This is a genomic window from Cognatiyoonia sp. IB215182 (assembly GCF_033963905.1).
Taxonomy (GTDB): Bacteria; Pseudomonadota; Alphaproteobacteria; order Rhodobacterales; family Rhodobacteraceae; genus Yoonia.
The window spans coordinates 290,198-305,636 of record NZ_JAXBMB010000002.1; the positions used below are offsets into that span (position 1 = coordinate 290,198).

Below are 15,439 nucleotides of genomic sequence, written 5' to 3' on the forward strand. Positions count from 1 at the left end.
CCCCGGCACCGAACGCCACGCTGACTTTACCTTGTCACACCATCGGCTTACGGTCCCGGCAGGGAGGATCATTCATGGCAACCGGCTCTCACATCCGCACCTATTTTAACGGCGTCTGGCATGATGAAGATATCCCCATCATGCGGGCGGCGGATCATGGGTCATGGCTAGGCACGACCGTCTTTGACGGGGCGCGTTTTGTGAATGGTCTTGCGCCTGATCTCGACCTGCATTGCGCGCGGGTGAACCGTTCGGCAAAGGCACTGATGATCACGCCCACCGTGTCGACAGAGGACATGATTGCGATCACCCATGAAGGTCTGTCACGCTATCCAAAAGGTGCGGCGGTCTATATCCGGCCCATGTATTGGGCGATCCATGGCGACCCCACGGCCATTGTGCCCAGCCCAGATGAAACAGGCTTTGCCATTTGCCTTGAAGAAATACCAATGGCACCCGAAAGCGCGTCAACCACACTCGGCCTCACCCGCTTCCGCAGGCCTGTCATTGATGATGCAGTTGTCAACGCCAAGGCAGGCTGCCTTTATCCCAACAATGCCCGCATGCTGGCAGAGGTGCGTGCGCGTGGTTTCGGAAATGCGCTGGTTGCCGACGCAATGGGCAATGTGGCCGAAACGGCGACCGCCAATGTGTTCATGGTCAAAGATGGTGAGGTTTTCACGCCCATCGCCAACGGTACGTTTCTGTCCGGGATCACCCGCGCGCGCCATATCAAAAACCTTCGGCAAGACGGAGTTACGGTCAATGAATCCGTGCTGACATTCGATGACTTTCGCGAAGCGGATGAGGTGTTTTTGTCCGGCAACATGTCCAAGGTCACGCCTGTTACAGCGTTTGAGGATCGTCAATACCAGGTCGGCCCCGTGACTCGGCGCGTGCGAGAGATGTATTGGGATTGGGCCGCATCGGCGCTATGAGATCACCCTGGAGTCCAGCAAGTCGGATGATCCTGCTTGCGGGTATCACGGCCCTTGGTGCTATGGGTGGGCTCGCCATTGGGATGCCTGTCCCTCTGCTCACCGGGCCGGCCCTGCTTACGACAATCGCATGCCTCGCCGGTCTGCCACTTGTCTTTCCCTTGCCTCTGCGCAACGCGATTTTCCTGCTGGCCGGTGTGGCGATTGGGGCGACCGTTTCGCCCGAATCCATGGCGGCGCTGCTACGCTGGCCGTTGGCCTTTACCGTTCTGGGCATCTCAATCGTTCTTATAGTCCTGTTGGGCCAGCGGCTGATGCGAAGGTTGATGCAGGTTGATGACCGGTCCGCTCTGCTTGCGGCAGCCCCTGGACATCTGAGCTATGTCATTGCACTTGGGGAAGATCTTGGCCTCGATACGCGCCGAGTCGCCGTGGTGCAGTCGATCCGGCTGCTGGCATTGACACTCTTGGTACCATTTCTCGCTGCCTTGTCTGGCATGGAAACAGGCCTCGGCCTCGGGCCTCAAGGTTCTCATGTCGCGGAGATGACGCTGGTTCAAACAGCGCTGGCGATTGTGGCAGCCTTGGCTCTGGCGCCTTTGATAAAGATAACGGGCGCACCAGCGCCGATGCTCCTGGCCGGCATGGCCGTGGGGGCAGCGATGCGTCTGTCAGGCTGGGCACCGGGTGGATTGAGCCACTTCATCGCATTTCCGGTTCTTGCCGCCATCGGTGCGCTGATCGGCACACGGTTCGCCGGGATATCAATGGCCGAGCTGCGGCAATCGGCGTTTGCCGGACTTGCTGTCACGGCACTCGCCGCGTCGCTCACACTTCTCGCGGCATGGATCGCAACATACTTTGTCGCCATGCCTTTGGCGCATGTTCTTGTCGCATTCGCCCCCGGCGGGTTGGAAACGATGGCGGTCATGGGTGCGGCCATCGGTGCCAATCCCGGTTTTGTTGCCGCAGCCCATGTTGGGCGTCTTGTGCTTCTGTCTATCCTCGTTCCGGTTCTGGTGGCCCGCAACCGAGGGCCGTTGCCACTTCGCGATTGATGTTCCACTATCCAAGACAAGAGGGAGTGGAAGATGCGTAAATTCTTGGTCGTCCTTGACGACAGCCGCGAATGTCTGAACGCGATGCGGTTCGCGGCGATGCGCGCCGCAAGATCGGGCGGTGGCGTGGCCATCCTGTCGATCATTCCACCTGACGAGTTCAACCACTGGATCGGTGTGGGCGAGATCATGCGCGCCGAAGCACGCGAACGGATCGAGGTTCATTACGAGGTCTTCGCCAAATGGATGCGCGACAAACAGAATGTGCATCCCGAATTGATCATCCGCGAAGGCGAACCGCTGGTCGAGATCATGAACCAGATCAACGAGGACCCCGAGATTGGGGTGCTGGTTCTGGGTGCGGGCACCGACAATAAGGGGCCGGGGCCGCTGGTTACGCATCTGAGCCGTCAGTCGGGCAGCTTGCCTATTCCGATCACGATCGTGCCCGGGGATCTGTCTAAAGAGCGGCTCGAAGCGATTACCTGATGGATCGGGCTGCCGCTGGCGCGGTTGCCGCCGCAATCCCGGTCTTGGCTATTGTCTTTTACCTCGCAACCCGTGCGATGCCGCCGCTTGCCGGTTATCTCTTTGGCCTCACCGTCTATTGGTTCGTGGTATTGACCCCCTTGATCCTATGGCGCGGCGGTTTCAGCGCCGTTCGTTATGATCTGGTCTGGCCACATCCTGGCTTGGTCATGCTCAATGTCCTGCCAATTTGCGGCGTGGCGGTTGCCGCATTTATCGGCTGGCATAATCATCCGTTGAACGCGGCGGTGCTTGGTGCGGTTGTGGCATCGGCCCTGATCAACGGAACACTGGAAGAGGTGTTTTGGCGGGGCACGCTTTTGCGAAACGCGCAACAACTTGGCTCTTACTTGTTGCAGATCGCACTGTTCGTTTCCTGGCATACCGCCCTGCTCTTCGCAGGTGGAGTTGTGGTGACTGGAGGTGCACTTGGTCTTCTCGGCGGCGCCTTGATAGGCGGCATTCTCTGGACCTGGGCGCGCGTGCAGATCGGTTCTATCGGTTTTGGCATCCTGTGCCATATCGGCTTGAACCTGTTTGCCTTTACCGAACTGGCCACGAATAACCCGATTTAAGTCGAGAGCCCGTGCTTGGCTTGTGGCAGACGCGATCTCGCGGGGGTCGGTCAATTTGCCCAACTTAGAATGGTTCCAAACCTTGACAGACCATGTCACCGGGCGCATATCAATGGCCTGACAGAAAGGTTGGGCGCCATGTTCATTCAAACTGAATCCACACCAAATCCAGCGACACTGAAGTTCCTGCCAGGGCAGAACGTGCTTGAGGTCGGCACCGCCGATTTCCCGACCGTTGAGGCGGCTGAAAAGTCACCCATGGCCAAGCGCATCTTTGCAACCGGCAATGTCAGCGGTGTCTTCTTTGGGCTCGACTTTATCACTGTTACCAAAGACGACGCCGTCGAATGGGATCATATCAAGCCCGCCATTCTGGGCGCGATCATGGAGCATTATCAATCCGGCCAGCCCGTGATGTCAGACGATCACGCACCTGCGAGCGGTCATGCCGAACACAGCGGTGAAGACGCCGAAATCGTGGGCCAGATCAAGGAATTGCTGGATACGCGTGTCCGCCCTGCCGTGGCCCAGGATGGCGGCGACATCACGTTCCACGGCTTTGATCGCGGCATCGTCTACCTGCATATGCAAGGTGCCTGCGCGGGCTGCCCATCCTCAACCCTGACTCTGAAAATGGGGATCGAGAACCTGCTGCGCCATTACATCCCCGAAGTTGTCGAGGTACGGCCTGTAGCAGCCTAGCCGAGGTGGAGGATGTGAGCACACAAACGGGGCGCTGCTATTGCGGCGCCTTTCACGTTGGCACGAAGGCATCTCCACAGACCGTTGCCTATTGTCACTGTTCTGATTGTCGCCGCCTCTCCGGCGCACCAGTTGCGGCTTTCGCGGCGTTTGATCCTGCACATGTCGTGATCACACCGCGCTGGCCCGATGCCAAATCACATGCGAAAGGTGTGAAACGCTGGTTCTGCCCGGAATGTGGAACACAGCTGGGTGCGACATACGATTACCTGCCCGATCAGGTTTACATGCCCGTGGGGCTTTTTGACCAAGCCGACCGATGGCAGCCGCAATTGCATAGCCACGCCGATTCTGCGCTGCCGTGGCTGCATATCGATGACGGCCTGCCGCGCAATGCCGCGTCCAGCCGCGCCAGCCTCACAATGGCATCGTGTGACAGCTAGGCACCTGATTTGAAACCGATGTTGTATCCAAAACTCATCGCCTTTGACACATCCGCCGCGCATTGCGCCGCTGCTTTGCTGTTGCAGGGGCAAGTCATCACGCGTGTTGACGAAATGGCGCGGGGGCAGGCCGAGCATCTGATGCCGATGCTACAACAGATGCTGCAAGCCGCAGGTCTGGATTGGTCAGACCTTGATGCCGTTGCCGTCGGCACCGGACCAGGGAACTTCACCGGCATCCGTATCTCGGTTTCGGCGGCGCGCGGCCTTGGGCTTGGCCTTGGTAGACCTGTGATCGGTGTGACGGGCTTTGAGATGCGTGCCTTTGATGAACCCCGCCCCTTTACGGCGACTATCCGCGCACCGCGCGAAGCCTCCTATATTCAGACCTTTCACGCCGATGGCAGCACGACGGCACCCGTACAGCAGGACGTGCCAGCCGGGCCGCAAAAGCCTGCCGCAGATCTGATCGCGGCTGCTGCGCATATCGCCGCCGCGCGGATCGGAGAAAAACTACCACGCCCTGCGCCGCTCTATATCCGGCCCGCTGACGCCGCCCCGCCGAAAGACACGGCTCCCGTCATTCTGTCATGACACCGGAAGACTTCGCGGCCCTGCACGCCAAAGCCTTTCGCGCGACGCGCGCGTGGTCCACCACCGAATTCGCCAACCTGCTCGGCCAGCGCGGGGTGAACTGGTATGGTGATCATCGCTGCTTCATCCTGATCCGTCAGGTCGCGGACGAGGCGGAAATCCTAACTCTCGCGACGAACCCCAACCATCGCCGACAAGGCCTTGCGCGCGCGACCCTAACCCGCGCCGAGACAGCCGCGACGGACGCTGGCGTCCACCGGATTTTTCTGGAAGTCGCCGAAGATAACATGGCCGCACGCGCGCTTTACACAACCTCTGGTTACACCCAGGTTGGGCGGCGTCCTGACTACTATCTGCCTAAAGATGGGGCACCGGTTGCCGCTCTTGTCCTGCAAAAGGAACGCGGAGCCAGCTAAGCCGCCACCGGGCAGTGGATAAGTCCGCATTTCGGCGCAGAGTCCAGCAAGATTGACCAAAAAGCGGTTGATCTTCCCTTGAAGGCAAGGCCTTATCTGATGATGACCCGACATAAGATCGGCTCGGCTGTAACAGAGGGGGCGTGTGTCGCCGGTAACACCCTCGCGTAACGACCTGGGAGAAAAATAATGACCGTAATGCAGAAATTCCTTGGCGCGTCTGCCGCCCTGGCTTTGACGGCCGGCACAGCGATGGCAGAGCCTGCCATCCTGTTCGATCTTGGCGGCAAGTTCGACAAATCTTTCAACGAAAGCGCCTATAACGGGGCCGAACGCTGGGCCGCTGAAACCGGCGGCTCTTATGCCGAGGTGGAAATCCAGTCTGACGCCCAACGCGAACAGGCGATCCGCCGCTTCGCCGAATCCGGTGCGAACCCGATTGTCATGGCGGGTTTTTCGTGGGCCACACCGCTGGCTGAAGTGGCCGCCGACTACCCTGACACCAAGTTCGCGATCATCGACATGGTCGTGGATGCACCCAACGTGCGTTCGGTTGTGTTCAACGAACATGAAGGGTCATACCTTGTGGGCATGATGGCCGCGATGGCGTCTGAAACCGGCACGGTCTCATTTGTAGGCGGGATGGATATTCCGCTGATCCGCAAATTCGCCTGCGGTTATGCCCAGGGCGTGATGGCTGTGAACGCAGACGCAACTGTGATCGCCAACATGACCGGCACGACACCTGCGGCGTGGAACGACCCTGTGAAAGGCTCTGAACTGACGCTCGCGCAAATCAGCCAGGGCTCTGACGTTGTGTTCGCCGCTGCTGGCGGCACGGGCGTAGGTGTGCTGCAAACCGCCGCTGACGAAGACATCCTGTCCATCGGTGTGGATGCCAACCAGAACTACCTGCATCCCGGCGAAGTGCTGACGTCCATGATGAAGCGCGTGGACAACGCGGTTTATGAGGCGATGCTGCAGGGCGAAGACCTTGAAACCGGCTTTAATGTAATGGGCGTTGCGAATGAGGGCGTAGGCTATGCGCTTGACGAATTCAACGCAGAGCTTGTGAGCGCTGAGATGCAGGCGACCGTCGATGCCGCTGCCGCTGAAATCGCGGCTGGTGATCTGGTTGTGCATGATTACACATCGGACGAAAGCTGCCCTGCGCTGACATTCTAAGTCTGCCAATAGGCCAATAAAATCAAAGGCCGCGCCCGGGAACGAGCGCGGCCTTTTGCGTCCATGACAAGGTTCCGCCATGACAGACCAAGCCCCCGCTATTGAACTTAAGGGCATCTCGAAATCCTTTGGTCCGGTTCAGGCCAACAAGGATATTTCGATCCGCGTGATGCCCGGTACCATCCACGGCATCATTGGCGAGAATGGGGCGGGGAAATCGACCCTGATGTCGATTTTGTACGGGTTTTACAAGGCGGATGCTGGCGAAATCTTCATCGCAGGTCAGAAAACTGCAATTCCTGACAGCCAGGCTGCCATCGCGGCAGGTATCGGAATGGTCTTCCAGCACTTCAAACTGGTCGAGAATTTTACGGTTCTGGAAAATGTCGTGCTGGGGGCCGAAGACAGCGGCCTCTTGCGTCCGTCGCTTGCCCGTGCCAGGCGCGAACTCAAAAGCCTGGCCGAAGAATATGAGCTGAATGTGGACCCTGACGCGCTGATCGAAGAGGTCGGGGTGGGCATGCAGCAGCGCGTCGAAATCCTCAAGGCGCTCTATCGCAAGGCCGATATCCTCATCCTTGACGAGCCAACCGGGGTACTGACGCCAGCCGAGGCCGATCACCTGTTCCGCATCCTCGAAAACCTCAAGCGCGAGGGTAAGACGATCATCCTGATCACGCATAAACTGCGTGAGATTATGGAGATTACGGATACCGTCAGTGTAATGCGACGGGGTGAGATGACGGCGACCGTGAAGACCTCTGAGACAAGCCCCGCGGAACTTGCCGAGCTCATGGTCGGTCGCAAGGTGCTGTTGCGTGTCGATAAAGCACCCGCTCAGATCGGACGCAAAATCCTCGAAGTCAAAGACCTCAATGTCACCGACAGCAAGGGCGTCCATCGACTGAAAGGGATCAGTTTCGACGTCCATGCAGGCGAAATCCTGGGGATCGCTGGCGTTGCAGGCAATGGCCAATCCGAACTGCTGGAGGTGCTGGGCGGCTATGAAAAGGCCACAGGTTCGATCAAGGTCAACGGGGAAGAAATCGATCTGACCGGCGCCAAATCAGACGGCCAAAGCCGCAGGGCACGGGGCATAAGCCACGTGCCAGAAGATAGGCAACGCGAAGGGCTGATCATGGATTTTCACGCCTGGGAAAACACTGCCTTTGGCTATCATCACGATGACCGCTATCAGCGCTCAAAGCTCTTCATGGACAACAACATCATCCGGCAGGATACCGAAGAAAAGATGGCGCGCTTTGACGTGCGGCCACCCGATCCAAGGCTTGCGGCGAAGAGTTTTTCAGGCGGAAACCAGCAGAAAATCGTCCTCGCGCGCGAGATCGAGCGTAATCCCGACCTTCTGCTTGTGGGCCAGCCCACACGCGGAGTGGACATCGGCGCCATCGAATTCATCCACCAGCAGATTGTTGCACTTAGGGATCAGGGCAAGGCAATTTTGTTGGTTTCCGTGGAGTTAGAGGAAATTTTGTCGCTCTCGGACCGCATCGCCGTTATGTTTGACGGAAAAATAATGGGCGAGCGAATGCCTGAACAAACGGACGAAAAAGAGCTTGGATTGCTGATGGCAGGCATGACAACCGAGCCGAAGGGGCCCATCCACGAGGCGGTTGAGGCCAACCTTGCCCATGCTGGTGGTAGCGCTGGCAAGGAGGTCTGAGGCATGGACGCAATGCCAAAATGGGCCGATGTCATCCTGATACCGCTGATCTCGATCCTGCTGGCAGCTTTGCTGTCGGCGCTTGTGATCCTGGCTATTGGTGAGAACCCTTGGGAAGCGCTGAAGCTCATGGTCGACGGCGCTTTGGGGTCGACTTACGGCTGGGGCTATACGCTTTACTACGCGACCAATTTTATCTTCACGGGGCTCGCCGTGGCCATCGCGTTTCACGCGCGGCTTTTCAACATCGGTGGTGAGGGTCAGGCGCTGGTTGGTGGCCTTGGCGTGGCGATCATCTGCCTTTACATCCCGTGGCCTCACTGGACGCTGGCTCTGTTGGGTGCGGCCATCGGAGCGGCGATTTTCGGTGCGGCGTGGGCCGCCATCCCAGCCTTCCTGCAGGCCAAGCGCGGCAGTCATATCGTGATCACCACGATCATGTTCAACTTCATCGCCGCCGCCCTGCTGAACTACATGCTGATTGGTGCGCTGAAGGCACCTGGCATGGAACCGGCGACACCGCGGTTTCCCGAAACGACGCATCTGCCGTCTTTCCAGGACATGTTCAATTTCGGCGAAACCACGTTTTTCCGTGGTGCGCCCGCCAATATCACATTCTTCGTGGCCCTCATCGCCTGTGTCGCCCTTTGGGCGCTGATCTGGCGGACGCGGCTTGGCTACGAAATCCGCTCCTTCGGGCATTCCGAATCCGCGGCCAAATATGCGGGCATCAGCCCGACCAAGATCATCATGGTTGCCATGCTTATCTCAGGCGCTCTTGCCGGCATGATGGCCATCAACAACGTCCAGGGCGAGGCCGAACGGCTGGTCCTGAACGCAGTGGAGGGGGCGGGCTTTATCGGCATCGCCGTCGCACTGATGGGGCGCAGTCATCCCTTTGGGGTGTTGCTGGCGGCCCTTCTTTTCGGCTTTCTATATCAAGGCGGCGCAGAACTCGCCCTATGGACGTCGATCCCCCGGGAACTGATCATCGTAATACAGGCATTGGTGATCCTGTTCACGGGCGCACTGGATAACATGGTGCGCATGCCGCTTGAGCGGCTTTTCCTGAAAATGAGGAGAGCATAATAATGATAATGGCAGGACCACTCAAAATCGGTGTCGAGGATGACACAGGGGCAGATCTGGGCTTTGTGCTCAGTTGTCTGGCTTTAGGCATGATTACGATGGAGGAATTCCACCAATGGATCCACATGGTGATCGACAACATCCCCGGCAATGACGTACCGCCGCATCTGATCGCGCTTTTGGCGGTCAAAAACAGGGCCAACGTCTTTCGCCCGAACGAGGCCGTGATGCGCCGCATCCCGCATGATCCCTTCATCACCGATGATCGGTTCGACGCGATGCTGGGGCTGCAATTCTTCATGCGGCGCGACCGCACGCAGGCCAATGACATCACGCAAGCCGAGGCCGAAGATGCCTTGCGGCGCAACCCCGAAGTGGCCGAACGGTTCTTCGCCCTCTTCCCCTTCCTGATGGAGAAAGCCGCCTAGATGGACTTTGCGACCCTTCTACAGATGCTGGACGCCACGTTGCGTCTGGCAACCCCGCTGCTTCTGGCCTGCCTTGCGGGCCTCTTTTCAGAGCGGGCCGGTATCTTTGATATCGGGTTGGAAGGGAAAATGCTGGCGGCGGCGTTTCTGTCAGCCGCAATCGCTGCCGTGTCAGGCAGCGTCTGGTTGGGCCTTCTAGCCGGGATTGGCGCGTCGCTGATCCTGTCGGTTGTGCATGGCCTTGCCTCAATCACATTTCGCGGCAACCAGTTGATTTCCGGTGTCGCCATCAACTTTCTGGCGGCCGGGCTGACGGTGGTCATCGCGCAAAGCTGGTTTCGCCAGGGCGGACGAACCCCGCAGCTGAGCGGGGATGCGCGGTTCAACCCGATTGAACTGCCCTTTGCCGACGCGCTCAGCGACGTCCCAGTTTTTGGCCCGATATATGCCGAACTGATCTCCGGCCACACTATCCTTGTTTATCTCGCACTTCTGACAGTGCCGCTGACCTGGTGGGTGCTGTTCCGCACGCGCTTTGGCCTGCGCCTGCGCGCCGTTGGTGAAAACCCCGCCGCTGTTGATACCGCTGGCGTGTCTGTGATCTGGCTGCGATTTGCGGCCGTGGGCATCTGCGGCGTGCTTTGTGGCCTTGCAGGCGCCTATCTGGCCACCGCCCTGCAAGCGGGTTTCGTGAAAGATATGAGCGCCGGGCGTGGCTTTATCGCACTTGCCGCGCTGATCTTCGCCAAATGGCGCCCTTGGTACGCGCTTTATGCCTGCCTGCTGTTCGGGTTCCTGCAGGCAATGTCGCTGCGCGCGGACGTGGTCGAAGGGGTGCTGGGCTTCCAGGTCAATGGCCAGCTGTTGGATGTGCTGCCCTACATCCTGACCGTTGTGATCTTGGCCGGTTTTGTGGGCAAGGCGATCCCGCCGCGCGCCGGGGGGGAACCTTATGTCAAAGAACGCTGAAACGCTCGCCGCCCAGATCAAAGGCGTTGCGGGCGATGCGCCCGTGCGCTTCGGCCTGATCCTGGGTTCCGGTCTAGGCCACATCGCCGATACGGTGGACGGCATCGCGATCCCCTATGGTGATCTACCCGGCTTTCCACATGCGGGCGTGTCAGGCCACAACCCCAACCTCGTGATCGGCGATCTCGAAGGCGTACGGGTCGCCGTCTTTGGCGGACGGTCGCACTACTACGAACACGGGCGCGCTGACGCGATGCGGTTGCCGTTGGAGGTGCTTAAGGAACTCGGCGCCGATGCGGTGATCGCGACAAATGCGGCTGGCTCAATGCGCACCGATATGCCAACCGGATCGATTATGTGCCTGTCGGATCACATCAACTTTTCCGGTCTGAACCCGTTGATTGGCGAACCAACCGATGCGCGCTTCGTTCCGATGAAAGACGCTTATGATCCCGACTTGCGCAGCGCGCTACATCAGGCGGCCAAGACGGCAGAGGTCGAGATGGCCGAAGGCGTCTACGCCTGGTATTCTGGCCCATCCTTTGAGACCCCGGCGGAGATCAAGGCTATTGCCATGCTGGGTGCCGATGCGGTCGGCATGTCGACGGTGCCTGAAGTGATCCTCGCCCGGTTTCTAGGCCTGAAAGCCGCTGCCATCTCAACTATTACCAACATGGCTGCGGGCATGAGCGATGAGGCGATCAGCCATGACCATACCAAGGCGATGGCACCTATCGGCGCGGCCAAGCTGGAAAAGGTGCTACGCGGGTTCCTGCAGGCGCAAACATAAGTCCAATTTAGGCTCACCAATACGTCCACGTGGCGGAATTTCTGCATCTGCAGCATAATCGTCGCCCAGCCATTTGACACGATGCACTGAAAGCGTTTTCTTGGACCCCACAGGGGCACAAGCGCCCGGATCAGTTCATGCAGATTTACCTTCCCATCGCCGAGGTTTCGGTGAACGCGTTCCTGTTACTCGGGCTAGGTGGGATTGTGGGCATCTTGTCGGGCATGTTCGGCGTGGGCGGGGGCTTTCTGATGACACCGCTTCTCTTTTTCATCGGCATCCCACCTGCTGTGGCCGTCGCGACTGAGGCCAACCAGATTGTCGCCTCCTCATTCTCTGGGGTTCTCGCGCATCTCAAACGCAAAACCGTCGATCTCAAGATGGGAACGGTCTTGCTCATAGGCGGCCTTGTCGGGTCCGGCCTTGGGATATTGCTGTTCAACTATCTCAAATCCCTGGGTCAGGTCGAACTGCTCGTTCAGCTCTGTTACGTCGTGTTTCTTGGCATGATCGGCACGCTCATGTTCTTCGAGAGCCTCAAGGCGATCCGTCGCGCGGGCAAGGCAGGCGGTACGGCCCCACCCACACGGCGCAAGCATAATTGGGTCCACAATCTGCCCTTCAAGATGAAGTTCCGGGTGTCGGGCCTTTACATCTCGGTCATTCCCCCGCTGATGGTGGGCGTGCTTGTGGGCGTCCTTGCTGCAATCATGGGCGTGGGCGGCGGCTTCATCATGGTGCCTGCAATGATCTATCTGTTGGGCATGCCAACCAAGGTGGTTGTCGGGACATCGCTGTTCCAGATCATCTTTGTGACCGCCTTCACCACGATGCTGCATGCCACAACGAACTACACCGTCGACGTGGTTCTGGCTGTGTTACTGCTCGTCGGCGGCGTCATCGGCGCCCAGATCGGCACACGCATCGGGGTCAAGATGAAGGCCGAACAACTGCGCATTCTGCTAGCGCTGATGGTGCTGGCCGTCTGTGGCAAACTGGCCTTCGATCTACTGGTCCAACCAGCCGAACTCTATAGCTTGGGCGAAGGCGGGCATTCATGATCCGTCTTTTTGCGCTTTTCATCCTGCTGGCCCTGCCCGCCAAGGCGGAAGAAATTGTGCTGGGCCTCAGCCGTGATCAGGTGGCTATCACCGCAACTTTCGAAGGCTCAGACATTCTGGTCTTTGGCGCCATCAAACGCGAGGCGCCGATCCCCGATGAAAGCGACCTCGGCGTGATCGTCACGGTGATGGGACCGAGTGAGCCGGTCATCGTCCGCCGCAAGGACAAGAGATTGGGCATCTGGGTGAACACCGACGAGGTTGAGGTGGATGCCGCCCCTTCCTTCTATGCCGTCGCGACCAGTGCACCGATGCGCGAGGTGCTCAAAGACGTCGAAGACCTGCGCTATGGCATCACGATCCCGCGCGTCATCCGGTCTGTGGGTGCTGTGGTAGAAGACAGCGCATCATTTACCCGCGCGCTGATCCGCATCCGCGCGGGGGAAGAGTTGTATCAGGTGCTCGAAGGTGCGGTGGATGTTGAACAGGAAACCCTGTTTCGCACCGCGATAAGCCTGCCCGCCAACCTCACCGAAGGCGAATACGAGGCGCATATTTTCCTGACCCGCGATGGCCGCGTCATCGACGAATACATCACCTTCATCCCCGTGCGTAAGGTTGGTCTGGAACGCTGGCTTTATAACCTCGCCCACGACAACGCGTTTCTTTACGGGCTGATGTCACTGGCCATCGCGATCGTCGCAGGCTGGGGCGCGTCGGCAGCGTTCTCGCTGCTGCGCCGCTAACCCCGCCCGATATGTGGCATCTTCGTCGCCATGATCATCATGTTCTGCACATTCGCCTCTGGCGGCAGCGAGGCCATGTGAAACACGGCGCGTGCTACATCCTCGACCGCCATGCTGGGCAACGGTTCAAGGCCCTGTGCGGCGCGCGTCTTTTCAAGGTTCTTAACAAGATCGGTGCGCGCATTCCCAATATCGATCTGTCCGCAAGCAATATCAAAGGGCCTGCCATCCAGCGATAATGTCTTCGTCAGCCCCGACACGCCATGCTTGGTCGTCGTGTAACAGACCGACCCTTCCCGCGGCGTATGGGCCGAGATTGAGCCGTTATTGATGATCCGTCCCCCTTGCGGGTCCTGACCGCGCATCACACGGAACGCCGCTCGCGCGCACAGGAACATGCCCGTCAGGTTCACATCCACAACCTGTCGCCAATCGGCCAGCGCAACCTCATCAATTGTCGTCTGCGGCCCAAACATGCCTGCATTGTTGAAAAGCACATCCAACCGTCCGAACCCGTCAAAAGCCGCATTGACAGCCGCTTCGTCTGTCACATCACATGGCAGCGGCACCGCATTTGCGTGAGCCATCTCTTTCAGTGGCTCCGCCCGCCGCGCTATCAGGCCCACGCGCCAGCCTTCCTGCAGAAAATGCTCTGCCGTCACACGGCCAATCCCACTGCTGGCCCCGGTAATGATGATGCTCTTCATATCTCTTCACTTTTCAATTCAAGCGGCGCTGCGAGCACCTCCAGATCGTCCACGCGCAAAGCGCCTGTCGGGCGCGCTAAACGGTTGCGCACGACCCAGCGCAACTGCGTCTCGGCCCGCGTGATCGCAACATAGGCGAGCCGCTTCCACAAAGGCTGCCCCGCCTCAACACGCCCCATACGCGAGGCCGCATAGATGTCCGGCGCAAAGACCTGCACGGTATCCCATTGCGACCCTTGCGCCTTGTGGATGGTCACTGCAGCCCCATGCAGAAACGTGGCCCCCATGCGTGCCGCAAAAGGGATAAATGGTTCTTCATCGCCCTCCTGTTCGATCTTCACAATGCTCGCCGCACTCACTTGCGGGTCTTCAGCACCCATCACGTGCAGACGCGAAAAGCCGGGCTTGCGCCCCGGCCCAAGGTAGATCACCTGCGCCCCCTTGATCAGGCCCCGCGCCTCCAGATCAAGGCGCTTCTTGCGGTGCTTCAGCGGCAGTTCAATCCCGTCGCAAATCAACGGCTCACCGGCAAGCAACTCGTCATCCGGCGCACCAAAGGCAGCCCGAAACGCATGGATCAGCCTTATCCGAGTGGCATTGCGCCAGACAAGACAGGGGGAGCGGGCCATCAGGTCCGCCTCCACCCGTTGCGCCGTCACCACGCGGTCATCGGTCTTGGCGGCATCCTCCACCATCCGCTCAAACCCATGAAAATCAAGCTGCGGATCGGCCAAAGCATGGGCCAGATCAAGGATCGGGTTGCCCGCATCCTGCCGGTGAATACGGTTGAGCGTCAGGACACGCTTTTCCGGCAGGGTTTCAAAAACCATGCCGCCCGAAGATTGGACGGGCGGCAATTGCGCCGGGTCGCCGAACAAAAGCAGCGTCGGAAAGATCTCTTGCAGGTCTTCAAACTGTTTTTCATCCAGCATGGAGCTTTCGTCGACAAACCCGATATCCAGCGGCTCTTCCCGCCTTTTCCAGCCCGTGATGAAATCAGACCCGCGCAGGCCCGCGGCGGCCAAAGCCGCAGGGATCGATTTGTTGGACTGATATGAAGCGAAAGCGCGGTCCAGCGCCATCTCCGTCAGCCCCTCAATTTCGGGCTTATCCCCCTGACCGGCCAACCATTCGGCCACCTTCTCGTATTCGGGGTCATAGACGGGGGTATAGAGAATCCGGTGGATTGTTGTTGCCGGAACACCCCGGTTCCGAAGGACACTCGCCGCCTTGTTGGTGGGGGCGAGGATCGCCAAAGTCCGGCGATCCTTCCGCTTGCGTCCTTCCCAATCGCCGGAAATGACATCGACACCCGCCTCATCCAGTGCCTGATAAAGCTTGGCAAGCAGCATCGTTTTACCCGACCCCGCCTTACCCACCACGGCCAGAACCGATGTCATGTCCGATTGCGGTGGCTGCAGCAGCGCGTCATCCAAATCAATCCCGGATTGGCGCATGGCGAGCGCCACATTGTCCCAGGCCTCTGCCTGGTCATCCGAGAATGTGATCTGGGGTGCATTCATGCC

Annotated in this window: 18 protein-coding genes; 16 read left to right on the forward strand and 2 right to left on the reverse strand. The window is 59.1% G+C overall.

Annotated features, from left to right (window positions below):
• Positions 1–74: 74 nt before the first annotated feature.
• The 16 genes from SLH47_RS05130 to SLH47_RS05205 all read left to right on the forward strand — a co-directional run bounded on the left by SLH47_RS05130 (position 75) and on the right by SLH47_RS05205 (position 13,206).
• Positions 75–938, forward strand: coding sequence for a branched-chain amino acid aminotransferase (locus tag SLH47_RS05130; protein ID WP_320238303.1), 864 nt, complete (start codon positions 75–77; stop codon positions 936–938).
• 26 nt (positions 939–964) lie between these two features.
• Positions 965–1,996 carry an AbrB family transcriptional regulator gene (locus tag SLH47_RS05135; RefSeq protein WP_320238304.1) on the forward strand — a complete coding sequence of 344 codons (1,032 nt, stop codon included), beginning with the start codon at positions 965–967 and terminating at the stop codon, positions 1,994–1,996.
• Positions 1,997–2,029: 33 nt separating this feature from the next.
• Positions 2,030–2,485: a universal stress protein gene (locus tag SLH47_RS05140; RefSeq protein ID WP_320238305.1), complete on the forward strand. Its 456-nt coding sequence runs from the start codon at positions 2,030–2,032 to the stop codon at positions 2,483–2,485.
• Positions 2,485–3,099, forward strand: a complete 615-nt coding sequence (locus SLH47_RS05145) for a type II CAAX prenyl endopeptidase Rce1 family protein (RefSeq protein WP_320238306.1) — start codon at positions 2,485–2,487, stop codon at positions 3,097–3,099. Before SLH47_RS05140 ends, SLH47_RS05145 begins: the two co-directional genes overlap by 1 nt.
• Before the next feature lie 138 nt (positions 3,100–3,237).
• On the forward strand, positions 3,238–3,801 hold the full coding sequence (locus tag SLH47_RS05150) for a NifU family protein (RefSeq protein ID WP_320238307.1): 564 nt from the start codon (positions 3,238–3,240) through the stop codon (positions 3,799–3,801).
• A gap of 14 nt (positions 3,802–3,815) precedes the next feature.
• Positions 3,816–4,244: a GFA family protein gene (locus SLH47_RS05155; RefSeq protein ID WP_320238308.1), complete on the forward strand. Its 429-nt coding sequence runs from the start codon at positions 3,816–3,818 to the stop codon at positions 4,242–4,244.
• Positions 4,245–4,262: 18 nt separating this feature from the next.
• A complete protein-coding gene (gene tsaB, locus SLH47_RS05160) occupies positions 4,263–4,838 on the forward strand; it encodes a tRNA (adenosine(37)-N6)-threonylcarbamoyltransferase complex dimerization subunit type 1 TsaB (RefSeq protein ID WP_320238309.1) in 576 nt (191 codons plus the stop codon).
• On the forward strand, positions 4,835–5,254 hold the full coding sequence (locus SLH47_RS05165) for a GNAT family N-acetyltransferase (RefSeq protein WP_320238310.1): 420 nt from the start codon (positions 4,835–4,837) through the stop codon (positions 5,252–5,254). The genes tsaB and SLH47_RS05165 overlap by 4 nt, the downstream gene beginning before the upstream one ends.
• 189 nt (positions 5,255–5,443) lie before the next feature.
• Positions 5,444–6,439, forward strand: coding sequence for a BMP family ABC transporter substrate-binding protein (locus SLH47_RS05170; protein WP_320238311.1), 996 nt, complete (start codon positions 5,444–5,446; stop codon positions 6,437–6,439).
• Positions 6,440–6,518: 79 nt separating this feature from the next.
• Positions 6,519–8,123: an ABC transporter ATP-binding protein gene (locus tag SLH47_RS05175; protein WP_320238312.1), complete on the forward strand. Its 1,605-nt coding sequence runs from the start codon at positions 6,519–6,521 to the stop codon at positions 8,121–8,123.
• Positions 8,124–8,126: 3 nt separating this feature from the next.
• Entirely contained in the window at positions 8,127–9,212 is a 1,086-nt protein-coding gene (locus SLH47_RS05180) for an ABC transporter permease (protein ID WP_320238313.1), read from the forward strand.
• Positions 9,213–9,220: 8 nt separating this feature from the next.
• Positions 9,221–9,640 (forward strand): hypothetical protein, encoded by a 420-nt coding sequence (locus tag SLH47_RS05185; RefSeq protein WP_320238314.1) that lies wholly within the window; start codon positions 9,221–9,223, stop codon positions 9,638–9,640.
• Positions 9,641–10,609, forward strand: coding sequence for an ABC transporter permease (locus SLH47_RS05190; protein WP_320238315.1), 969 nt, complete (start codon positions 9,641–9,643; stop codon positions 10,607–10,609).
• On the forward strand, positions 10,593–11,399 hold the full coding sequence (locus SLH47_RS05195; RefSeq protein WP_320238316.1) for a purine-nucleoside phosphorylase: 807 nt from the start codon (positions 10,593–10,595) through the stop codon (positions 11,397–11,399). Before SLH47_RS05190 ends, SLH47_RS05195 begins: the two co-directional genes overlap by 17 nt.
• 137 nt (positions 11,400–11,536) lie before the next feature.
• The gene (locus tag SLH47_RS05200) at positions 11,537–12,460 is read left to right on the forward strand and encodes a sulfite exporter TauE/SafE family protein (RefSeq protein WP_320238317.1); all 924 of its coding nucleotides are present in this window, start codon (positions 11,537–11,539) and stop codon (positions 12,458–12,460) included.
• A complete protein-coding gene (locus SLH47_RS05205; RefSeq protein WP_320238318.1) occupies positions 12,457–13,206 on the forward strand; it encodes a TIGR02186 family protein in 750 nt (249 codons plus the stop codon). The genes SLH47_RS05200 and SLH47_RS05205 overlap by 4 nt, the downstream gene beginning before the upstream one ends.
• On the opposite strand, the gene SLH47_RS05210 is transcribed toward SLH47_RS05205, so the two are convergent.
• Positions 13,203–13,913 (reverse strand): SDR family oxidoreductase, encoded by a 711-nt coding sequence (locus SLH47_RS05210; protein WP_320238319.1) that lies wholly within the window; start codon positions 13,911–13,913, stop codon positions 13,203–13,205. The two genes, SLH47_RS05205 and SLH47_RS05210, sit on opposite strands and share 4 nt — an antisense overlap.
• Entirely contained in the window at positions 13,910–15,436 is a 1,527-nt protein-coding gene (locus tag SLH47_RS05215) for an ATP-dependent DNA helicase (RefSeq protein ID WP_320238320.1), read from the reverse strand. The genes SLH47_RS05210 and SLH47_RS05215 overlap by 4 nt, the downstream gene beginning before the upstream one ends.
• Between the last annotated feature and the right edge of the window lie 3 nt (positions 15,437–15,439).